Below are 21,223 nucleotides of genomic sequence, written 5' to 3' on the forward strand. Positions count from 1 at the left end.
ACGGTAGTGGCGCGGACGGCCGGCGGAGGACGAGTGGTGCGGCGCCGGCGTCTGGGACGGCCTGCTGGCCGGGGTCGCCCGAGTGCTCCGGGCGGGTCGGCGAAGATCCGCTGCTGATAGCCTCGGTTCGACCTACAATCGCTCAGTGCGTCACGAAGCCCCAGCATGCCGGCCCCTGCACCCGGCTCACCCGGGGCGTTGGGCGTTGACCAGTCGGGCCCAAATCGTCGGAGGACCGTGAACAGGCCAGATCCCCGTGAACGGCGGGTGCTCCAACCCCGCCATCGCCAGCGCGAACGTCTGACCCGCACCATCGTGGTCGGCTGCACGGTGTTCGGCATCGGCGGCATCGCCCTCGTGGCCGCCGCCCGTGGCGACAACTCGCCGGCGGCCGCCGGCGGCGCCGAGGCGCCCGCCACCGTCGCCGCACCGACGACGGCTGCCCCCACCACCACGGTCGCCGCGGCGGCGGGCATCGCCGCTCCCGGCGCGGCCGGCGAGGCCGTCCCCGACCTCGCCATCGCCGAGCCGTCCACCGAGCTCACCCCCGACTGTCAGGTGGAGCCGAAGTCGATCGGCTACAACGCCACCGGCATCGACGTGCAGTGCCTGCAGCAGGCGCTCGTTCGCGAAGGCTTCTACAACGGCGAGGTCAGCGGCACGTTCGACTACGCCACGGCCCAGGCTGTGGAGGCGTTCCAGACCGAGCACGACCTGTTCGTCGACGGCGTCGTCGGTCGCGTCACCGGCCTCACGCTCGGGATCTGGCCCGACGAGCAGCTGTTCGTCGAGCACACCGACCCGCTGCCCGCCGGCACGATGGACTCGTGGGGCTACCCGGTCTCCTCGGTCACCTCGATCACCAGCAACGCCCCGCCACTGCCCGAGGACTCCGGATCCGGATACCGCGTCGTGTACGAGCGGATCAGCCAGCGCGTGTGGGCCGTCGACGAGAACGAGGTCGTCATCCGCTCGTGGCTCGTGTCGGGCAGCCAGTACAACAACGAGCTCCCCGGCACCCATCAGGTGTATTCACGGTCGGAGCAGTCGACGGCGTGGAACGGTCGGGCGATCCTGCCCTACATGATCCGCTGGCTGAAGACCGAGATCGGGGCCATCGGCTTCCACGGCATCCCCACCCACGTCGAGGACGGCTCGGCCTACCAGACCGAGGAAGAGCTGGGCACCCGGCTGTCGAGCGGCTGCCAGCGCCAGGCCAACCCCGACGCCGCCTTCCTCTGGGCCTTCGCCGACGTCGGCACCCCCGTCGTCGTGATCTGATCGCCTGACCGATCCGCCCCGCCCGTCGCCGTCACTCCGGCGGCGGTCCGAACGCGCGGTTCACGTGCTCGGCCAGCCGGACGAGTGCCGGCCCGGGCGTTGACGACCAGGCCAGACCGAGATCGGCGCGATCGGCCACGTCGGCGATCAGATGCGACGAGAGGCGGTCGGCGACGGACGGCGCCATCGACTCGCTGAGGACCGCCACACCGATGCCGCTCGCGGCCAGGTCGGCGATCGCTTCGGCGGCACTGGCCTCCACGGCGATGTCGGGCTCGAGGCCCCGTGCCGCACACGCCCGGTCGAGCACCGTGCGGATGCCGGTGCCGCGCGGCATGCACACGACCGGATGCGCGGTGACGTGCTCGAGCGTGACCGGCGACGCTCGGTGCAACGGGTGGTCGGGTGGGGCGAGGACCACCAGCCGCTCGCTGGCCACCGCACGCCATGCCGTACCCCGCGGCCGGCCGGCGGTGCCGACGAGGGCGAGGTCGACCGTGCCTTGCCGGACCCCGTCGACGAGGCGCTCGGACGTGTCCTCGAACAGGGTCAGGTCGATCGCCGGGTGAGCACGGTGGAAGCCGGCGAGCCCGGCGAACAGCGGCTGCACGGTGCAGCCCGTCACCATGCCGACGGTGAGCCGGCCCCGTAGCACCCCGACGACGTCACCGACCGCCTGGCGGACCGCGGAGGCGGCCGCCAAGGCGCCCCGGGCAGGCTCGAGCGCCGCATCCCCGGCCGGGGTGGGGCGAACGGTTCGCCCCGAACGGTCGAGCAACTCGGCGCCGAGCTCCCGTTCGAGCTGACGGACCTGGGCGCTGATGCCCGGCTGGCTCACGCCCGTCCGGGCGGCCGCCCGGGTGAAGGTCCCCTCCTCGACGACGGCGACGAAGTACTCCAGCTGGCGAAGGTCCATAACCAGATGTTCTCACAAGGATCAACGTCATTTGTTGTAGTGATGGGCACGTGCCGACAGCCTGGATGGCATGAACGACGACACGAACAGCACACAAACGACCGACGGCCCGTCCCCCCCGACGCACGACCGGTTCGCCGGCTACCCCAAGGCGCTGGAGCCCGAGGACATCACGCGGCTGTTCGTCGAGCGCTCCAATGCCGGCGACGCCACCGGAGTGGCCGCGCTCTACGAGCCCGACGCGGTCCTCGCGTACCCGCCGGGGAGTACCACGGTGGGCCGGGACGCGATCGAAGCGCTCTGGGCCGAGGTTCTGGCGAGCCGACCTCACTTCGAACCCGAGACACCCTTGCCCACGCTGCGAACGGGCGATCTGGCGCTCACCTCCACGCCGCCGCGCGACGAAGCGGGAGCGAGGGCTCAGGTGGTGCGCCGGCAGCCCGACGGGAGCTGGTTGCGCGTGCTCGATCAGCCCGAGTTCGTGTCACCCGGCGACCGCTGACGGGCGTCAGCTCACGCAGAACTCGTTGCCCTCGGGGTCGGCGAGCGTCACCCACGACTGCGGCCCCTGGCTGCCGTCCCACAGCTTCGTGGCCCCGAGGGCGAGGATCCGCTCCACCTCGGCGTCCCGGCGCTCCGGACCGACGTGCAGGTCGAGGTGGATGCGGTCCTTGATCGTCTTCGGTTCCGGGACGTGCTGGAACAGCAGTCTCGGTCCCTTGCCCTCTGGATCGCGGCATGCACTGGCGGTGGCCCAGTGCCGCCGGCCGTCGATCTCGATCGTGTCGGCCTCTGTGGCCACGCCGGCGGCGAGCAGCTCGTTGATCATGTCGTGATGATCTTCCATCTCGTAGCCGGTCACCGCTGCCCAGAAGTTGGCGAGGGCGTAGGCGTCGGCGGCATCGATGGCGATCTGGATGGTCGGGGACGTCATCGGGGATCTCCTTGTTGCTCGGGGGTCGGCGGCTGGTCGGGTGTCGATCGCCGACGTTGGTGCAGTCGACGACGCATGACGGGTCGTTCGGGGGAGGCTCGCCGCGCCCGGACTTCGACGGGGATGAATCCCGCGCGCGCAAACATGCCCACGGTCCCTCGCCAGAGGTCGTTGGAGCGCTTACCGGTGGTGGTCGGGTACCCCTCGAGGACCGGCACGCCGTGGCGCTCGCCGTAGTCGACGGCGGCGTCGAGGAGGCGGCCGGCGACGCCGTGGCGCCGCGCCCGGGCGGCGACGACGAAGCACACGACCGACCAGGCGGGGACGTCGTCGGTCGGGCCTGTCGCCGACGCCGCCACCCGAGCGAACTCGTCGCGTGGTCCGAAGCTCACCCAGCCGACGGCGACGTCGTCCCGGTAGGCGAGCAACCCGGCGGCTCGCCCGTCGGCGGTGGCGTCTCGGATCGCACCGTGGTGCACCGACCGGCGTTCGTCGGGAGAGAGGCGAGCGAACTCGGCGTTGGTGAGCCGCATCCACGCGCACTGGCAGGTGCGGGGGTCGCCCCGCGCCAACAGCGCATCGAGATCCGCGATGCGGTCGGGCGTGATCGGCACGATCTCGATCCCGTCGCTCGCGGGGCGTGCATCGCTGGCCGTGGTCACGACGCGCACGCTACGCGAGAATGAGGACAGCTTCTGTCCGTTCGGGTCACACTGGGGAGATGGTCGACACCACGGCGCGTCTCCTCGGGCTGCTCGCAGCGCTGCAGTCGTCCCCGCGCATCTGGTCGGGTCCCGAGCTCGCCGAGCGCTTCGGCGTGACCGCCCGCACCGTCCGGCGTGACGTCGACCGACTGCGTCAGCTCGGCTACCCGGTGCTCACCCATGCCGGCGCCACCGGCGGCTACCAACTCGGCACCGGCGGAGCGGCGATCCCCCCGCTCATGCTCGAGCGGGACGAGGCGGTGGCGATCGCCGCCGCCCTGCGTGCCGTGCCCGGCGTCGCCGCCGGCTCATCGGCGCTCGCCAAGCTCGAGCAGTTCCTCCCGCCGACGGCGCGGCGAGAGATGTCGGCGGTCGGCGACATGACCCTCGGCCTCGACGGGCGACCGCCCGTGGATCCGGCGATGCTCGTCACGCTCACCACGGCGTGCCGCGACGGCGAACGGCTGCGTCTCGACTACGTGTCTCGCGACGGTGCGCCGAGCGAGCGCCTCGTGGTGCCCCTCCGGTTGGTCCACGCCGTGGGCCGCTGGTACGTCGTCGCCTACGACCGTGGCCGGAGCGAGTGGCGCACGTTCCGCCTCGACCGCATCGACTCGATCGTCGCCACCGGGCATCGAGAGACACCACCCGACCCACCGGATCCCCACCGGTTCGTCCAGGCCGCGCTCAGCATCAACCCGTACCGGTACCAGGCGCGTGTCCTGTTCGCCGCTCCACTCGGCGTCATGGCGGAGAGGATCCCCGCCGAGGCCGCCGTGTTGACCGCCGTCGACGACGACTCCACGCTCGTGAGCACAGGCGGCGACAGCCTCGACGTCATCCTCTGGCATCTGCTCCGCGTCGGCATCGACTTCGAGGTGATCGGGCCGGCAGTGCTCGTCGACCACATGGCCGAGCTGAGCCGGCGTCTGACCGCCCTCACCGGTGCGAACCGGGTCGGTCGGCGGCAGGCTGTCACGCCGTGACTCTCGACGATCCCTGGGCCGCGTGGGCGGCCGCCCGGCCGGCGCCCCGGCTCTGCCACCTCGACTCCGGAGCGGCCGGCCGGTCGACGACGGCGGTGCTGGAGGCGGTCGCCGCCCACGCGATGGCCGAGGCGACCGACGGCGCGTATGTGGCAGCGGAACGTGCCGCCGACCGGATCGCCGCGCTGCGCGATGGGCTCTCCGACCTCACCGGCGTCGACCCCGACGGCGTCGTGCTGGTCGAGAGCGCCGGCGCAGCCTTGGCGGCGGCCCTCCAGGTGGCTCCCATCGCCCCCGGCGACGAGGTCGCCGTTGCGCCGGGGGAGTGGGGACCGAACCTCCGGCGCTTCGCCTCGGCGGGCCTGGTGCGGCGTCTCCTCGACGTGGATGCGGAGGGGGTGATCGACACCGACGCCTTGCGTCGGTCCGTCGCCAGTGACCCTCCGGCCTTCGTCCACGTCGTGCAGCAGGCGGCCCACCGCGCTCGACGGCAGCCCGTCGCCGAGGTGGTGGCGGTGTGCCGCGAGTACGGCGTCCCGGTGTGGGTGGACGCCGCGCAGGCCGTCGGCCACTGCGACGTCGCCTCTGGTGCCGACGTCATCTACGGCACGAGCCGCAAGTGGTTGACGGGACCCCGCGGCGTCGGGCTGCTCGTCGTCGCGCCCGAGTACCGGGACCGGCTGCGCCTCGAGCGGGCACCGGCCCCGCGGCCGATCGGCGGACCGCTCGACGGGCTGGAGTCCCATGAGGCGAACATCGCCGGACGCATCGGTCTCGCCCTCGGCGTGGCCGACACCCTGTCGATCGGGGTGACCGCGCTGACGGACCGTCTCGACGAGGTGGGCCGGACGGTGAGGTCAGGGCTGGCCGACGTACCCGGGTGGCGCGTCGTCGATCGGGTCGACACGCCTGGCGCGATCTCGGCGATCGCACCGACCACCGGCCAGGACGTGTTCGTCACCCGGAGCCGCCTGCTCGACGAGTTCGGCATCGTCACCACGGCGAGCGACGTCGCCCGGGCGCCGCTCGAGCTGACCGAGCCGTGGCTGCGCGTCAGCCCTCACGTCGACGTGACGCCGGCCGACATCGAACGCCTCGCCGCCGCGCTCGCCGTGCTGTGAACCGGGGGCGGGTGGGAGTCGCGGTCAGCGCCGGACGCCGGAGAAGATGACGGCGACCCGTTCGCCGCGAGTCGGACGACCGTCGGCGACGAGGAGTCCGGCCAGCCCGGCCGCGCCGGTGGCACTCACCGGGATGCCCGTCGTCGCGGCGATCGCCGTCGCCCGCTCGATCGCCTCCTCCGGGGCCACGAGCGGTCGGCCACCACTGGCCTGCATCACGGAGATGTCGGCGAGCCAGTCGTAGGTCTCGTCGTCGAGGATGCCGTCGGCCGACGAGTGCGGATCGACCCACGGGGTCATCAGCTGCGACCAACGTCCGGCGAGACCGGCTCCGGTGACACCTGCGTCCTTGGCCCGCCACCACGCCCGGGCCAGCGGTGCACATCCCTGGGCCTGCAGCGTGTCGAGTCGCACGTCCGGCCCGAGCCCCCAGCCCACGCACGCCGCCAGCGCCCCGCCGCCGACCTGCACCACCACGCGATCGAGCCGATCGGGCCCGTCGGCGGTGCCGACGGCGTCGGCGAGCTCGAACCCGAGCGTCCGGCCGGCGTCGAGGCACTGACCGTTCTCCGGGCCCTGGACGCTGAAGGGAATGGCGCCGGCGGTGACCGCCTCACGGAACCGCAACACCGCCGGGTCGCCGGGTGGGTCGTCGTCACGCCGCGGACACTCGGTGATCGTCGCGCCGAGGTCGGCGAGCAGCGTGAGGACGGCGGGGGAGGCCCACGTCGGGACGAACACGTGGAGCGGCCACTCGACCCGCTGGGCGAGGGTGGCTGCGGCGATCGCCGCGTTCCCGCACGACGCGATGGCCAGCGGTGGTCGCGCGCCGGTGCCGCCGGGCGCCAGGCCGAGCAGCTCGGCGGCGCGGAGATGGAGGAGGATTCCTGCGAGGTGGCGGGCCTTGTGGCTCCCACCGACGGCGCCGGTCTCGTCCTTCACCCACACCGTCGTCGGCCAGCCCGTGGCGCCCTCGGGGAAGAGCTCGAGGGAGTGGGGCGCGAACGGCGTCGTCACGAAGCCGGCCGCGACGTCCTCGGCGAGGGCGAGCCGGGCCGATTCCGTCATCCCGTTGGCGGCGGCGAAGGCCCACCACGCCAGCCGCGGCGCGTAGCGGACGAACGGGTTCGGAGCGCCGAGGTCGTCGCCGGGTTGCCCGGCCCCGGCCGTCGCGATGACCGGATGGAGCACGTGGTGCCGATCGGTGGGCGTCGCATTGGGGCAGACGAAGGCGTGGGGCACGGCGATGTCGACGGTCGCCGCACACACCGCGCAGCGCCAGGCGACGACGGGCCCGGTGGGGTGCGTCATGGAACAGCTCGCGGTGCTGCGTCGCGAACCTCAGCCACGCGCTGACGAGCCGGGCAGGAACGGCGCGACGGTCGCGGCCAGGAGACCGACGACGGCGACGAAGAAGCCGAAGCCGAACGAGATGCCGGTGAGGTCGGACTTGAGGGTGAGGGTGCCGACGACCGCCCACACGGTGCACACCCCGACCGGGATCGACGCCAACCAGCGCGGGGAGACCGGCGTCGAGCGGATCGCCGCGCCGACCGCGATGAACACGGCGACGATGGTGATGATCCAGCCGGTCTCGAAGTAGGTGACCTTCAAGAGCCCGCCGTCGAACACGCCGAGGAGCTGGACGATCCGGGTGTCCTCGAACCACGGGCAGAGCACGATGGCGAAGAGGGCGATGAGGCCGCCCACGGCACCGACGATGGAACGCGGCGACAGCTCGAGTGCCGGTTCGGCCGAGGTGGTCGACGCCGGCGCCGGCGGCGTCGCGGCCTGCTGGTACGGGGCCACGGCCGTACCGGGTCCGGTGTAGCCGGCAGGCGCCGCCGGGGCCGATGGCGCGTACGCCTGGCGCTGCGCGTTCTCGACGGGGTCCGTGCTGCGCCGTCCGTACTCGTCGGCGACGTGCTCGGTCCAGCGAGTACCGTCGAAGTAGCGCTGCTGGTACCGACCCGATGGATCTCGCACCCATCCCGGATCAGGCATTGTGGACTCCTCTCATTGCGTTCCCCGGCCACGCAGGCCGCGCGCGCCGGCCGGCTCCGCTGGCGCTCCGCCGGCCTCTCCGCTCGGACTTCGGGACGCTCGCTGCGCTCGCTGAACCGGGCACGCTTGTTGCGTTCCCCGGCCACGCAGGCCGCGCGCGCCGGCCGGCTCCGCTGGCGCTCCGCCGGCCTCCCCGCTCGGACCTCGGGACGCTCGCTGCGCTCGCTGCACGCTGCACGGTTGCTGTGCTCGCTGAACTTCGGGTCGCTCCGCTGCGCTCGCTCAAACCCGTCATGCTCACTCTCTCGTGCTGGTGACCCGGTCGTTGAACTCTTGAATCATGGCATCCCACACGCCGAGGTACCGGCGCAGGCCGATCCAGAAGGTCTGCGACCGGCGAGTCTCGAAGAGTTCGAGGGGAGTGCCCTGCTGTTCCACCCACGTGTAGTAGCCGAGGTTGAAGATGCGGTTGCGGACCTGCTCGGTGCACTCGATCGCGTGGGCCGTCGGCACGTCGGCGAGGTGCTCTCCCCACACCGCGGCGGCGTCGAGTTGCGTGAAGCCGCCGCCGAAGTCGCGAGCGAGGATCTTCTCGCGCTCGCTCGGGTACATCGCCGCCCCGTCGGTGGCCACGGTGACGATCGCGTCGTCGGGCCCGAGCCCGAGGAGCTTGGACGTGGAGATGGCGGCGAGCAGGTTGCAGATCGACGAGAGGCCGAAGTGGGCGAGCGTCGCCAGCACCGACTGCGGCACGAGCCGGCGATCGGCGAGGTAACCGAGCCCGTCGTCGTTGTTGAACATCACCTGAAGCTGATCGGTCGCCCGGTCGCTGACCGCCACCACGACGTCGGTGTTCATCACGTTGTGGATGAGCGGCACGTGCTTGTCGCCGATGCCCTGGATGTTGTGCTCGCCGAAGCCGTTCTCGAGGAGGGTCGGGCATTCCAGCGCCTCGACGGCGACGATCTTCGTCCCGTAGGTGTCCTTGAGGCGGTCCCCGGCCGCGATCGTGCCGGCGGAGCCGGTGGCGCTGACGAAGGCGGCGAGACGCAGGTCGGGCCGGTCACCCGACTCGCGGACGTGCTCGAACACGTGGCCCAGCGATCGCCCGGTGACCTCGTAGTGGGCGAGGTGGTTGCCGAACTCGCAGAACTGGTTGAGCACGAAGTTCGTCGGGTCCTTGGCCAACTCGTTGCAGGCGTCGTAGATCTCCTTGACGTTCGACTCGCTGCCGGGAGTGCGGATGACGTCGTCGGCCGGATTCTCGCACCAGGCGTTGAGCCAGTCGAAGCGCTCCTGGCTCATGCCCTCGGGCAGGATGGCGACGCCGCGACTGGCCATGATGCGGCTGATGGCGATGCCGCCGCGGGCGTAGTTGCCGGTGGACGGCCAGATCGCACGATGGCGGGTGGGGTCGAACTGTCCCGTGACGACGCGAGGCGCGAGACAGGCGTAGGCGGCGAGCACCTTGTGCGCCGTGATCATCGGGAAGCGGTCGCCGAACACGACGATGATGGGGCTCTCCACCCCCGACAGCGACGGCGGGATCACCACGTGGTCGGGCACCCCGACGCGGGCGCCGGTCAGATCGTTGTACCAGTGGTTGCGCCAGAGGTTGCGGGCGTCGCGGCCTTGGGGGTCGGCGTCGCCGACGCGGGCCGGATCGATGGTGGCCGGATCGGCCAGTTCGGCGAACGTCGGCAGCGTGATGCCGCGCTCGGCGAACCGGCCGACGCTGTTGGCCAGGGCTGCGTCGTCGACGACGCGGTCGGCAAGCCCGAAGGTGGATTCGAGTTCCGATTCGAGAGCGGTCGTCGATGCGTTCACGGCTTGACATTCTGTCAAGCCGTCCGCCCTACCGCTCGGACCCGCTCACCGCGTTCGGCGTCAGCCCCAGGGGGCGTCGTGGCCGGCCGCAGCCGCAGACGCAGCCGGTCGGGAGCGTCGGGCGAGATCGACGAGCAACCGGGCGGCCTCCGTGGGCGAGTCGTGGGTGCGGTACACGAGTCCCAGTGCCTCCACTCGGGCCCGGAGCTCGGCGTCACCGAGGAGCCGGCGGACGGCCTTGCGCAGTCGGGGTGCCGACGGCGCCTTGCGGAAGGCCTCGCCGAGTCCGAGGTGGGCCACCCGGGCCCCGATCTCGGCCTTCTCCTCGGTGTCGCCCACCTGCAGCACGGGCACGCCGTGGTGCAGCGCCAGGTTGGTGCCGATGTAGCCGCCGTTCGTGACGAACAGGCTCGCCTTCTCCAGCAGCCGCTCGTACGGGACGAACGGCGCCGTGCGGACGTTGCCCGGGAGCGGGCCGAGGCATGCCGGATCGATCGGGCCGGTGGTGACGACCACCAGCACGTCGTCGTCGGCGAGGGCGTCGATCACCGGTCGGACGAGTTCGCCCGGATCGGTACGGATGGTGCCCTGGGTGACGTGCACGACCGGACGGCCGGTGTCGAGCTCGTACCACCACTCCGGCGGTTCCCAGTTCTCGGGCGGAAGCGGGCGGAGCGCTCCGACGAAGCGCACGTTCGGCGGCATCGGGCGGTCGTATTCGAAACCCGGGACGCAGCCCATGAGGACGACGTCGCCTTGCCCCATGGCGTCGAAGACCCAGGGATCGGGCCCACCGAGCCCGTGGGCGCGCCGCACGTCCACCCACGTGCGCTGGACGTCGGCGAAGACGCGCCGCACGACTGCGTTGAGCAGCTGGTTCCTCGTCCTCCCCAACGGTCCCGCCCACGGGCGGAGGCCGGGGCCGAACGGCGGGGCGTGCTCGTCGAGTGCGGCGAACGGTCCGTCGCCGACGACGGCGTGGGGGATGCCGGTCCGCTCGGCCAGGACCGCCGGGCCGAACTGTGGCCCGGACGACACCACGACGTCGGCCGGGAACGAGCCGAGCACCTGCTCGAGCTCACGCACCTGATTGGCCGCGTCGCCGAGGAAGACGCTGCGGAACACCGCCTTCAGCAGCGGCACCCCGCTCAGCGCCCGGAACTCGGGGCGGACGTCGAAGACGTCGTCGTACAGCGAGAAGTCCGTCGACAGATGGACCGGAACGTGGGTCACGCCCACTCGCCGCGCCCGGTCGGCGTGTCGTGCGCCGGCGATCCAGGTGACGTCGTGGCCGGCGCCGGTGAGCGCCGCCATGATCGCCAGCGGGCTGGCGGAGTGGCCCTCGACCGGCACCGAGGTGAAGAGGAAGCGGGCCATGTCACGACACCGTGAACGGGGCGATCATGCCGTCGGACAGGTGGGGCAGTCCGTCCTCGAACGGCACGTAGCAGAGCAGCGCGTAGTTGCCCGGTTCGAGCTCGGGCAGGGTGAGCCACTGCTCCTCGCCGGGCCCGATCGGGCCGGCACCGGCGAACTCCGCCTCGAAGGGGGCGGGCTCCGGTCGGCCCTCGTCGCCCCAGGCCACCAACTCGGGCACGCCGATACCGTCGGGCAGGCGCACGATCAGCGCCTCGTGGGTCAGCGTGTCGTCGCCGTTGACGAAGCGCCACGTCCCGCTGCCGTCGAAGTCCGGCGGCGGGGCGATGAGCATGCCAGGACCGATCTGCACGGTGCCCTCGGCCTCCGGCGCCTCGTCGTACTCAGCCGTGGCAGGGTCGCCGACGACGAACGGGAGGACGCCGGTGGGCTCCGGCAGGAAGACGTTGTCGAAGGCGATGTAGTTGCCCGGCTCGAGGTCCAGCGTGAGACCGACGGTGGCGCCGTCGTGCACCGTGCCGACGCCGCCGACGAACGTCAGCATCGTGACGAGTGCTTCTTGACCTGCTGCGGCCACGTCGGCCGCGGTCGACCCGTCTGCGATGCGGGCGATGTAGACGCTGTGGCCGATCTCGTTGGCCTCCGTCGTGACCGTGAAGTCGACGAAGCCTCCGGCCACCTGGGCCGGACCGGTCAGCCCGTCGTTGCCCGCCTCGAGCGTGATCTGCGGACGATCGGCATGGTCGCCATGCGCCGGTGCCGCCGCAGCGGCGGTGGGAACGAGGACGCCGAGCGATGCCAGGGCGAAGAGCGCACGACCCGATCGGTGGGTGCGCGGGCCCGGCGTGTCGCCGTCACCCGTCGGGGGACGGCGCCGGAGGGCGTCGTGGTCGGCGCCGGGATGAGCTCCCGGCTGTGGGGTGAGCGGCAGGGAGGAACGTCGGGTTCGCATGAGAAGTCTCCGGTCTTGGGTTGGCCCGGGCGCGGACGTGGTCCCGCCTGGGCCTCCCACCGTGACGGACCGGTGCTGACCGCCGCTTGGAGACGAGGTGGCGATCTGCTGACGGCGACCCGATGCGACGACGCGACGCGTCGCGTCAGCCGAGCGGACGCGACGCGGTGTCGCCGGGCGCGCAGGCGTGGCCGACGAGCTGCGGCGCATCGTCTCGGCCGTCGGGCGCGGCGAGGAAGGCCTCGATCGCCGCGAGGGCCTGCGGCCATGCTGGTTCGTCGGCGAGCGGCAGGTGGTTGCGGCTCGGGAGCGCGACCATCTCACTGCCGTCGATGAGCGCCGCCAGCGCCTTGGCATCGATGAGGGGCTGGCGCTGGTCACCGCGCGAGTGGACGAACAGCGTGGGGCAGCGCACCAGCGGGGCCAGGTCGGTGACGTCGATCAACCCGAACGTGGTGAGGAACTCGACGGCGTTCTCAGGTGACGTCGTGCGCCGCTGCAGCTCGTTGAAGGACTCCCACTGTTCCTGCGAACCGTCCGGGAAGAACTGGCTGGTGAAGACCTGGCGGAACGACGGGTCGTCGCGCTGCCAGCCGACTCGCGCCAGTTCGAGGTCGAGGAAGGCCACGCGTCGCTCGGCGTCGTTGCGGGCGCGCACCATTCGGCCGCGGCCGTAGGAGCTGACCAGCACGAGGCGGCTCACCCGCTCGGGGTAGCGGGCGGCGAACGCCACGGCGACCGCGGCGCCCTGGGAGATCCCGAGCAGCGGAAAGCGATCGAGGCCGGCGTCGTCGACCACCATCTTGAGGTCGTCGACCCAGTCGTCGAACGAGAACGCCTTGATGTCCCAGTCCGACAGGCCGCAGCCGCGCTCGTCGTAGCGGATCAGCGTGTGCCCGGCCGACAGGTCGCGGAGCCAATGCCCCCATACGGCACTGTCCACGTCGAGGTCGATGTGGGTCATCCAGTTGGCCGCCTTGACGAGGACCGGTCCGGAGCCGCTCGTCGCGTAGGCGAGGCGTGTGCCGTCGTCGGCGGTGCAGAACCGGAGGCGCTGGATGAACTCGGGCGACGGGACGGTGGCGTCCGCCGCGTCCCCGGACGGCTCGATCTCGATCCCGGCGGACGCCGGAGCGTGGTCGCCCAGCGAGGCGCTCTCGACGACGGGGGCCACGAACTGGTAGCCGCGACCGAACACCGTGCGGATCACCCGTTGCGCCGTGCCGTCGTCGCCGACGGCGCGACGGGCCGCCTTGAGGCGGCTCGTGAGGGCGGACTCGCTGACGAACCGGTCGCCCCACACCGAGTCGAGCAGGTCGTGCTTGCTGACCACGGAGTCGCGGTGTTCGATGAGGTGCACGAGCACGTCGAAGACCTGCGGCTCGACGTGCACCGGGTCGCCGTCGTGCGTCAGCTCGTAGCGCCGCGAATCGAGCGCGTAGCCGGAGAACTCGTACACCACGGCCTCTACCGTTCCGAGTCGGAGGGGGAGGTGTCAACCGACTTTCGCGTCGCGCCAGCGTCGGAGGGGTCTGCGGTGACCCTCGGGCGGACACAGGCACGGGCTCCCGATATCGTGCCCATCGTGACTCCGCACATGCTCGAAGGTGGCTTCAACCCGCAGGCCGACGTGTTCAACCGCCTGCTCAAGGGCCGGGTCGTGATGCTCGGCGCGGCCGTCGACGACGAGATCGCCAACCAGCTCTGCGCCCAGCTGCTCTACCTCGACGCCGAGGACGACTCCAAGGACATCTGGCTGTACATCAACAGCCCCGGCGGATCGGTCACGGCAGGCATGGCCATCTACGACACCATGCAGTACGTCAGCAGTGACGTGGCCACGGTGTGCATCGGCCTCGCCGCGTCGATGGGCCAGTTCCTGCTCACCGCCGGCGCCGCCGGCAAGCGCTATTCGCTGCCCAACGCCCGCATCCTCATGCACCAGCCGCTCGCCGGTCTGCGCGGGCAGGCCTCCGACATCGCCATCCAGGCGCAGGAGTTCTCGTACACCAAGAAGCGCATGGCCGAGCTCATCGCTCACCACTCGGGACGCACCGTCGAGGAGATCCAGCGTGACTCCGACCGTGACAAGTGGTTCTCGGCCGAGGAGGCCAAGGAGTACGGCCTGTGCGACAAGGTGATCGTCGGCAAGGGCGACATCCGCTGAGACATCCGAGCGGCCGGCGGGCGTGACGCCCGGCCCGGCCGTCGCGTCATCCCGTCGCCGCGGGCGTCGATCCGCTGACGTTGAGCGCGGGCGGGGGGACGGTCCCGACGACGATCGTGATCTGGCAGTTCTCGGCCAGCCAGTCGCGCACCGCGAGGGCCGGCTGCTCGGAGCTGTAGGCCTCGGTCAGCACCTCTTGCTCGGTCACCTCGGTGGTGTCGGGCTCGAAGGCGAGGGCGGTCTCGAAGAGCGCCGTCATCGCGTCCCACTCGTCCTCGATGGCCAGCGGGGCCAGATCGCCCACCTCCCGGTAGAGCGCGACGAATGCGTCGCCGTCGTCGACGGTGCTGATCGCCGAGCCGAACAGGGTGTCCTGGTTGGCCGCCACGGCGTCGCAGAACTCCGCCGTGCCGCCGCCGTCGTCGCCGTCGTCGCCGCACGCCGCGAGCAGCAGGCTGCCGACGACGGGGACCACGGCGCCGGCCGCGAGGACGAGCCGGTTCGACCGGGGCGTTCGGGGCACGGCGCGAGTTTGCCAGCCCTGACGCGGCGATTCGGGGCACGGCCGGCCGTCGTGGCGCAGGTCACCCGTCACCGACCGTGACACCCCTTGGCTACAGTGACCCCCAGCGTTGTCGGGCCGCCCGCCCTTCCTCACAGCAACCGCCCCGTCCGTGTGCCGGATCGGGGCGCCGTTCGAGGAGGCCCCGTGCTCGCATCCATCCCTTCCGCCATCATCGTCGGCATCAACGGCAGCGAGGTCGCTGTCGAGGTCTACATCGGTGAGGGTTTCCCCGGGTACCGCATCGTCGGGATGCCCGACGCCACCTGCCGCGAGTCGCGCGACCGCGTCCGGGCCGCGCTGCAGATCAGCGGGTTCGCGTGGCCGGCCAAGGGCATCGTGGTCAATCTGGCCCCCGCCACCGAGCGCAAGAGCGGCGCCGGCCTCGACGTGGCCATCGCCATCGGCGTGCTCGTCGCGTCGCAGCAACTCGCCCCCGAACGGGTCGCCGGTCTCGCCTTCCTCGGCGAACTCGGGCTCGACGGCAGCCTGCGCCGTCTCCCCGGCGTGGCCCCGATGGTCGACGCGCTGCGCGGCTACGACGTCGTCGTGCCGGTCGAGAACGCGTCGGAGGCCCTCGTCGCGGCCCGCCGCAGGGTACGCGTCGCCGCCGACCTCGGCGAGCTGGTCGAGGCCCTCACCGAAGAGGCCGACTGGCGTCGGGTCGACGCATCCGTCGGCAGCCGGGAGCGCAGCGCGAGCCCGCCCGACCTCGCCGACGTCCGCGGGCAGCCGGTCGCTCGGCAGGCACTCGAGATCGCCGCCGCCGGCGCCCACAACCTGCTGTTCGTCGGCTCACCCGGCAGCGGCAAGACGATGCTGGCCCAGCGTCTCGCCGGCGTGCTGCCCCCGCTCGATCGCGACCGCGCCCTCGAGACCACGATGATCCACTCCGCGGCGGGACTGCGCCTGCCCCCCGAGGGTGTGGTCGAACATCCTCCGTTCCGGGCCCCGCACCACACCACCACCACCGTCGCCCTCGTGGGCGGCGGGTCGCTGCAACTGCGGCCCGGCGAGCTGTCGTTGGCCCACAACGGGGTGCTGTTCTGTGACGAGCTCGGCGAGTTCTCCCGGTCGGCCCTCGAGGGGCTCCGCGAGCCGCTCGAGGAAGGCTCGATCCGCATCGCCAGGGCCAACGTCCGCGCCGTGCTGCCGGCGCGTTTCCTGCTCGTCGCCGCCACCAATCCGTGCCCGTGCGGCGGGGGACCGCCGGGAGCGTGCCAGTGCGACGACACGGCCCGCGCCCGCTACCTCAGGCGCCTGTCGGGCCCGCTCGCCGACCGCTTCGACCTGCGGGTCGTCGTGCACCGTCCATCGGTCGACGATCTGCTCGGCGACGAGGCGGGCGAGCCGTCGGCGGTGGTGCGCGAGCGCGTCGTGGCGGCGCGCGCGGTCGCGCTCGAACGCGGGGGCAAGCTCAACGCCGAGTTGGGCGCCGACGAGCTCGACTCGATCGCCCCGCTCACCGACGAGGCCCGAGGCGTCCTGCGCGGCGAGATGGAGCGCGACCGTCTGACGGGCCGTGGCTACCACCGCATCCGGCGTGTCGCCCGCACCATCGCCGACCTACGACGGCCGGGGGACGCGCTGGTCGGCGTCGACGATGTCGAGGTGGCTCTGTCCATGCGCGCCGCTTTGCCGCGCACGATCGTCGCCGAGCGAACGCGATGGATCGCGTGAACGCGGGCGCCGACCGGCCGTGCGCGTCGGGACACGATCCGCTGCGTGTCGGCTATCTGGCGGCTGTGGCCGGTCTCGAGCTCGCCACGGTCGCCCGGCTCCGGGTCCTCCTCGCGCACCACGGTCCGGAGGACGCCTACCTCGTCGCGGCCGGTCGGCTGCAACCCCATCCCGTCGTCGAACCGATGCTCACCGGCGATCTGCGCCGGGCGTGGGCGGCCTCGGCCGCGCGGCGTCCCCCCGAGTACTGGGCGGCGCGATGCGCCGAGGCGGGCATCGGCGCCGTCATTGCGAGCGACGCCGACTTCCCGGCGCTGCTGTTCACCGACCCGCAGCCACCGGCGGTGCTGTTCCACCGCGGTGACTGGTCGACGCTCGAGCCTCGCCGGGTCGGTGTCATCGGCACGCGAAACGCCACCGGGCCCGGGCATCAGTTCGCCGCTCGCCTCGGGCGCGAGCTCGCCGATGCCGGAGTCAGCATCGTCTCGGGCCTCGCCAAGGGCATCGACGCCGCCGCCCACCGCGGTGCCCTCGGCGCCGAGCGCGGCGCGGTCGTGGGTGTCGTCGCCAATGGGCTCGACTCCCCGTATCCACGCCAGAACGCCCAGTTGTGGGAGGCCGTCGCCGCGGGAGGTCTGCTGCTGTCGGAGTGGCCGCCGGGCACGGAACCCGAACGCTTCCGGTTCCCCCTGCGCAACCGCATCATCGCCGCGCTCAGCGAGATCGTCGTCGTGGTCGAGAGTCGCGAGCGCGGCGGCTCGCTCACCACGGTGCGCGAGGCCCTCGAGCGGGGGATCGAGGTGATGGCCGTCCCCGGCTCGGTGCACAGCAGAGCCTCGGCGGGCACGAACCAACTGCTCCGAGACGGTGCCGCACCCGTCACCGATCCGGGCGACGTCCTCCTCGCCCTCGGCCTCGATCATCGCCGCCAGCCCGGTCCGGCCTTCGATCCCCGCCCGCTCCCGCGAGGGATCGAGGCCGTCGTCCTCGATCGATGCCGGGCCGATCCGTGCACACTCGAGCACGTGGTGTCCGAGCTCGGACTGTCGGTCACCGAGGCGGCGATGACGCTGGCCCGGCTCGAGCGATCGGGCTGGGTGCGCGAGTCGGGTGGCTGGTTCGAGCAGGTCGTCGCATGACGGCCCCGGCTCCCGATCCGCGGCGCGTGGTGACCGCAGCGACAGGGGGTGTCCGTCGGTCCGGCCGGGTCAGCGAATACTCTCGGCCCGGTGACCGCCCGCCGTTCCACCGTCGCGACGCCTCGCGTCGCGTCCGGTGGCCGGGAGCACTCCGGCGACGGGAACGGCGCCGATCCCGTCGACGTCTCGCCGGCCTGGCGCATCGACTCGTTCGGGAGATCGCTCACCTCGTTGTCGGCGCACACGGTGGCGGCCTACTGCACCGACGTGCGCGGGTTCGCCGAGTGGGCCGGCCGCAGCGGCATCACCGACCCGGCGCGGGTGAAGCGCACGACGATCCGGCGCTATCTGGCGTTCCTCACCACCCGCGAGTACGCCCGACGCAGCGTGGCGCGCAAGACGGCGTCGATCCGCCGCTACTTCCGCTGGTCGGTGCGCAACGGCCACGCCGAGACCGACCCCACGCTCGGGATCCAGGTGCCGGCCGGCACGGGACGCCTTCCCCGGGTGCTCGACGCCCACGACGTCGGCGAACTGCTCGACGGGGCCCGGCCCGAGGACGAGCCGGTGTGGCGCCGGGCCATGGACGATGCCGTGCTCGAGCTGCTCTACGGCTCGGGGCTGCGGGTGAGCGAGCTGTGTGGGCTCGACGTCGCCTCGGTCGACCTCGAGGCGGCGGCCGTCGTGGTGTGGGGCAAGGGCGCCAAGGAGCGGCGGGTCCCGCTCTCGGCGCCGTCGGTGTCGGCGCTGCGACGGTGGCTGCCGCTGCGTGGCGACGTCGTGTCACCCGAGGGCGACGGGGCGCGGGCGCTGTTCGGCAACGAGCGGGGACGCCGGCTCACCCCTCGCGACGTCCGGCGCATCGTCGATCGGCGGTCGCCGTCACCCACCCACCCGCACGCACTCCGCCACACGTTCGCCACGCACCTGCTCGACGGCGGGGCCGACCTGCGCGCGGTCCAGGAGCTGCTCGGCCACAGCGACGTCGCCACCACGCAGCGCTACACCCACGTGAGCAAAGACCGCCTGCGCTCCGCTTACAACGACGCCCATCCTCGTGCTTGACGGGCAGCAGCGCGTCACCGGTCCGGATGGCGGGCGATGAGCATCGTCGACGTCGATCCGCACCTGGCCATGCAGTGGGACCGGTGGGCCAAACGCCGCAGCCCGGCCGCCCGCGACCACCTCATCGTGTCGTACTCACCACTCGTGAAGTTCATCGCCGGCCGCGTCGGCGCTGGATTGCCCTCGAGTGTCGACCCGGGCGACCTGGTGAGTTCGGGCGTCATCGGCTTGATCGACGCCCTCGAACGGTTCGACCCCGCTCAGGGCGTCAAGTTCGAGACGTTCGCCACCCCGCGGATCCGCGGGGCCATCTACGACGGCCTGCGCCAGCTCGACTGGGTGCCCCGTTCCGTGCGGACGAAGTCCCGCGACGTCCAGGCGGCCATCAGCGAGCTCGAGGGTCGGCTCGGCCGCTCACCGACCGACGACGAGTTGGCCGAGCAGCTGGGCATCGCGCGCAGTGTCCTCGACCGCTGGTTGTCGGAGATCGCCAGCACCACCGTGGGCCCGCTGGAACGGGCCCTCGACGCCGGCATCGAACCCGTCGCCCTGTCGGGCGAGACGCCGGCCGTGCCGTCCAAGGTGGTGGAGCAGCGCGAGCTCAGCCAGCTGATGCGCGAGGAGATCGCCCGGCTTCCCGATCGCGAGAAGCTCGTGCTGTCGCTCTACTACGACGAGGGTCTCACCCTCGCCCAGATCGGACGCGTGCTCGGCGTCAGCGAGAGCCGGGTGCCGCAGATCCACTCGAAGTCGGTGCTGCACCTCCGGGCCCGGCTCTCGGCCGCCGGGATCCGCTGACCCACCGGCGGAGGCATCGACCGAACGGGACGAGCCGGTGAGCCGGCGGGCCAGGGTGGCTGCCGCGCTCGTCGTGATGCTCGCTTTGCTGCTCGGCGGGCCCGGACGGATCGCGTCGGCATCCGGGTGCCTGCTGCCACCGGTCGACACACCGATCACGCGGCCCTTCGACGCTCCGGCGTGTCGTTGGTGTGCCGGCCACCGCGGGGTGAACTACGCGCCGGGGCCGGGAACCCCGGTACGTGCGGCCGCCGCCGGCACGGTCACGTTCAGCGGGGTGGTCGTCGACATCCGCTACGTCGTGGTGCGTCACGCCGACGGCATCCTGGCCACGTACGGAGGGCTGGAGTCGAGCCACCTCGTCGCAGGAGCGGTCGTCGCCGCAGGAGCGGTCGTCGGCCGCTCCGGTCCCGAGCTCTACTTCGGTCTGCGCACCGGTCCCGACGAGTACATCGACCCGGCGCCCCTGCTCGGCCAGCTGGTCGTGCCGCCGTACCTGGTCCCCACGGACGGGACGGGCCGGCGACCGCCGCCTCCGGCCCGCCTCGAGTGCTGACCGGCGCTGCGCACCCACCGCGGTTGCCCCGCTCACCGGGCCGTCCACCCGCTAAGCTTGCTCCGGCTCATCGACCGATGAGCTGCACACCTCATGTACCGCCGCCTCACTGCGGTCGCCCCGCCCTCGGGCCGGGCGCCTGGCGACGGTCACAACCGCAGAAGGAGAACACTTCCATGGCTGTCATCACCATGCGTCAGATGCTCGAGGCCGGCGTCCACTTCGGACACCAGACCCGGCGCTGGAACCCCAAGATGAAGCGATTCATCTTCGGTGAGCGCAACGGCATCTACATCATCGACCTCCAGCAGACGCTGACGCGGGTCGACGCCGCATACAGCTACGTCCGCGACCTCGTCGCCGGCGGTGGCAACATCATGTTCGTCGGCACCAAGAAGCAGGCGCAGGACCCGGTGCGCAGCTACGCCGAGAAGTGCGGCATGCCCTTCGTCAACGAGCGCTGGCTCGGCGGCATGCTCACCAACTTCGACACCATCTCCAAGCGCGTCGGCAAGATGCTCGAGTACGAGCGCATGCGCGAGTCGGGCGAGTTCGACGCCATGCCGAAGAAGGAAGCCCTCCTCCTGTCGCGTGAGCTCGAGAAGCTGCAGCGCAACCTCGGCGGTCTGCGTGGCCTCACGAAGCGCCCCGACGCCGTGTTCGTGCTCGACACCAAGAAGGAGCACATCGCCGTCACCGAGGCCAACAAGCTCGGCATCCCGGTGGTCGCCGTGGTCGACACCAACGTCGACCCCGAACTGGTGCAGTACCCGATCCCGGGCAACGACGACGCCATCCGCGCCAACTCGCTGCTCGCCCGCGTGATCGCCGACGCCGTCGAGGAAGGCCGATTCATCGCCGCCAAGCGTGACCCAGCCGCCGCCCCCGTCACCCGCACCGCCGAGCAGCAGGCCGAGTTCGAGGCCCAGCAGGCGGCCGCTCGCGCCGAAGCGGCCCGGGCCCAGGCCGCCCGTGAGCGTCGCCTCGAGGAGGCGTCGAGCGCTCCTGCTCCGGCCCCCGAGGCCGAGCCGGTCGCCGAGGCCGAGCCGGTCGCCGCGGCAGAGCCCGTCGCCGAAGCTGCACCGGCCGCCGAGGCCGCACCGAGCGCCGACGCTGCCGACACCGCCGCCGACACGCCGGCCGAGGCCTGAGCG

Annotated in this window: 21 protein-coding genes; 11 read left to right on the forward strand and 10 right to left on the reverse strand. The window is 72.1% G+C overall.

Going from position 1 to position 21,223, the window contains the following annotated elements; all coding sequences use genetic code 11:
- The first annotated feature begins 267 nt into the window (after nt 1-267).
- Nucleotides 268-1,281 carry a L,D-transpeptidase family protein gene (locus DN771_RS17375; RefSeq protein WP_116998812.1) on the forward strand — a complete coding sequence of 338 codons (1,014 nt, stop codon included), beginning with the start codon at nt 268-270 and terminating at the stop codon, nt 1,279-1,281.
- Nucleotides 1,282-1,312: 31 nt separating this feature from the next.
- On the opposite strand, the gene DN771_RS17380 is transcribed toward DN771_RS17375, so the two are convergent.
- Nucleotides 1,313-2,197: a LysR family transcriptional regulator gene (locus tag DN771_RS17380; RefSeq protein WP_116998813.1), complete on the reverse strand. Its 885-nt coding sequence runs from the start codon at nt 2,195-2,197 to the stop codon at nt 1,313-1,315.
- Nucleotides 2,198-2,267: 70 nt separating this feature from the next.
- Here DN771_RS17380 and DN771_RS17385 point away from each other — a divergent pair, with 70 nt between their 5' ends.
- On the forward strand, nt 2,268-2,699 hold the full coding sequence (locus tag DN771_RS17385) for a YybH family protein (RefSeq protein WP_116998814.1): 432 nt from the start codon (nt 2,268-2,270) through the stop codon (nt 2,697-2,699).
- 6 nt (nt 2,700-2,705) lie between these two features.
- Here DN771_RS17385 and DN771_RS17390 read toward each other — a convergent pair whose 3' ends face one another.
- The gene (locus tag DN771_RS17390) at nt 2,706-3,131 is read right to left on the reverse strand and encodes a VOC family protein (RefSeq protein ID WP_116998815.1); all 426 of its coding nucleotides are present in this window, start codon (nt 3,129-3,131) and stop codon (nt 2,706-2,708) included.
- Nucleotides 3,128-3,793, reverse strand: coding sequence for a GNAT family N-acetyltransferase (locus DN771_RS17395; RefSeq protein ID WP_162942068.1), 666 nt, complete (start codon nt 3,791-3,793; stop codon nt 3,128-3,130). The genes DN771_RS17390 and DN771_RS17395 overlap by 4 nt, the downstream gene beginning before the upstream one ends.
- Nucleotides 3,794-3,852: 59 nt before the next feature.
- Between DN771_RS17395 and DN771_RS17400 the strand changes: the two genes are divergently transcribed.
- Together DN771_RS17400 and DN771_RS17405 are read left to right on the forward strand one after the other, a co-directional pair.
- On the forward strand, nt 3,853-4,821 hold the full coding sequence (locus DN771_RS17400; RefSeq protein ID WP_116998817.1) for a helix-turn-helix transcriptional regulator: 969 nt from the start codon (nt 3,853-3,855) through the stop codon (nt 4,819-4,821).
- The gene (locus DN771_RS17405; protein ID WP_162942069.1) at nt 4,818-5,942 is read left to right on the forward strand and encodes an aminotransferase class V-fold PLP-dependent enzyme; all 1,125 of its coding nucleotides are present in this window, start codon (nt 4,818-4,820) and stop codon (nt 5,940-5,942) included. The genes DN771_RS17400 and DN771_RS17405 overlap by 4 nt, the downstream gene beginning before the upstream one ends.
- Nucleotides 5,943-5,966: 24 nt before the next feature.
- On the opposite strand, the gene DN771_RS17410 is transcribed toward DN771_RS17405, so the two are convergent.
- The 6 genes from DN771_RS17410 to DN771_RS17435 form a co-directional block, all read right to left on the reverse strand.
- A complete protein-coding gene (locus DN771_RS17410) occupies nt 5,967-7,253 on the reverse strand; it encodes a PLP-dependent lyase/thiolase (RefSeq protein WP_116998818.1) in 1,287 nt (428 codons plus the stop codon).
- A gap of 30 nt (nt 7,254-7,283) precedes the next feature.
- On the reverse strand, nt 7,284-7,946 hold the full coding sequence (locus DN771_RS17415; RefSeq protein WP_116998819.1) for a DUF2510 domain-containing protein: 663 nt from the start codon (nt 7,944-7,946) through the stop codon (nt 7,284-7,286).
- 297 nt (nt 7,947-8,243) lie between these two features.
- A complete protein-coding gene (locus DN771_RS17420; RefSeq protein ID WP_116998820.1) occupies nt 8,244-9,773 on the reverse strand; it encodes a pyridoxal-phosphate dependent enzyme in 1,530 nt (509 codons plus the stop codon).
- A gap of 60 nt (nt 9,774-9,833) precedes the next feature.
- Nucleotides 9,834-11,150, reverse strand: a complete 1,317-nt coding sequence (locus DN771_RS17425; protein WP_116998821.1) for a glycosyltransferase — start codon at nt 11,148-11,150, stop codon at nt 9,834-9,836.
- A gap of 1 nt (nt 11,151) precedes the next feature.
- The gene (locus DN771_RS17430) at nt 11,152-12,102 is read right to left on the reverse strand and encodes a hypothetical protein (RefSeq protein ID WP_116998822.1); all 951 of its coding nucleotides are present in this window, start codon (nt 12,100-12,102) and stop codon (nt 11,152-11,154) included.
- 145 nt (nt 12,103-12,247) lie between these two features.
- Nucleotides 12,248-13,561 carry an alpha/beta hydrolase gene (locus DN771_RS17435; protein WP_116998846.1) on the reverse strand — a complete coding sequence of 438 codons (1,314 nt, stop codon included), beginning with the start codon at nt 13,559-13,561 and terminating at the stop codon, nt 12,248-12,250.
- 138 nt (nt 13,562-13,699) lie between these two features.
- On the opposite strand from DN771_RS17435, the gene DN771_RS17440 reads away from it, so the two are divergent.
- Nucleotides 13,700-14,269: an ATP-dependent Clp protease proteolytic subunit gene (locus tag DN771_RS17440; RefSeq protein WP_116998823.1), complete on the forward strand. Its 570-nt coding sequence runs from the start codon at nt 13,700-13,702 to the stop codon at nt 14,267-14,269.
- A 46-nt stretch (nt 14,270-14,315) separates the two neighbouring features.
- On the opposite strand, the gene DN771_RS17445 is transcribed toward DN771_RS17440, so the two are convergent.
- Nucleotides 14,316-14,792 (reverse strand): hypothetical protein, encoded by a 477-nt coding sequence (locus DN771_RS17445; RefSeq protein ID WP_116998824.1) that lies wholly within the window; start codon nt 14,790-14,792, stop codon nt 14,316-14,318.
- 186 nt (nt 14,793-14,978) lie between these two features.
- On the opposite strand from DN771_RS17445, the gene DN771_RS17450 reads away from it, so the two are divergent.
- The 6 genes from DN771_RS17450 to rpsB all read left to right on the forward strand — a co-directional run bounded on the left by DN771_RS17450 (nt 14,979) and on the right by rpsB (nt 21,220).
- Nucleotides 14,979-16,511, forward strand: coding sequence for a YifB family Mg chelatase-like AAA ATPase (locus DN771_RS17450; protein WP_162942070.1), 1,533 nt, complete (start codon nt 14,979-14,981; stop codon nt 16,509-16,511).
- The gene (gene dprA / locus DN771_RS17455; protein ID WP_116998826.1) at nt 16,499-17,650 is read left to right on the forward strand and encodes a DNA-processing protein DprA; all 1,152 of its coding nucleotides are present in this window, start codon (nt 16,499-16,501) and stop codon (nt 17,648-17,650) included. Before DN771_RS17450 ends, dprA begins: the two co-directional genes overlap by 13 nt.
- Before the next feature lie 90 nt (nt 17,651-17,740).
- Nucleotides 17,741-18,715, forward strand: coding sequence for a tyrosine recombinase XerC (locus tag DN771_RS17460; RefSeq protein ID WP_227462398.1), 975 nt, complete (start codon nt 17,741-17,743; stop codon nt 18,713-18,715).
- 36 nt (nt 18,716-18,751) lie between these two features.
- Complete coding sequence (locus DN771_RS17465) at nt 18,752-19,513, forward strand: FliA/WhiG family RNA polymerase sigma factor (RefSeq protein ID WP_116998827.1); 762 nt, start codon at nt 18,752-18,754, stop codon at nt 19,511-19,513.
- A gap of 37 nt (nt 19,514-19,550) precedes the next feature.
- Complete coding sequence (locus DN771_RS17470) at nt 19,551-20,069, forward strand: peptidoglycan DD-metalloendopeptidase family protein (protein ID WP_205528643.1); 519 nt, start codon at nt 19,551-19,553, stop codon at nt 20,067-20,069.
- A gap of 176 nt (nt 20,070-20,245) precedes the next feature.
- On the forward strand, nt 20,246-21,220 hold the full coding sequence (rpsB, locus tag DN771_RS17475) for a 30S ribosomal protein S2 (RefSeq protein ID WP_116998828.1): 975 nt from the start codon (nt 20,246-20,248) through the stop codon (nt 21,218-21,220).
- The last annotated feature ends 3 nt before the right edge of the window (nt 21,221-21,223 follow it).

The organism is Desertimonas flava, assembly GCF_003426815.1.
Taxonomy (GTDB): Bacteria; Actinomycetota; Acidimicrobiia; order Acidimicrobiales; family Ilumatobacteraceae; genus Desertimonas; species Desertimonas flava.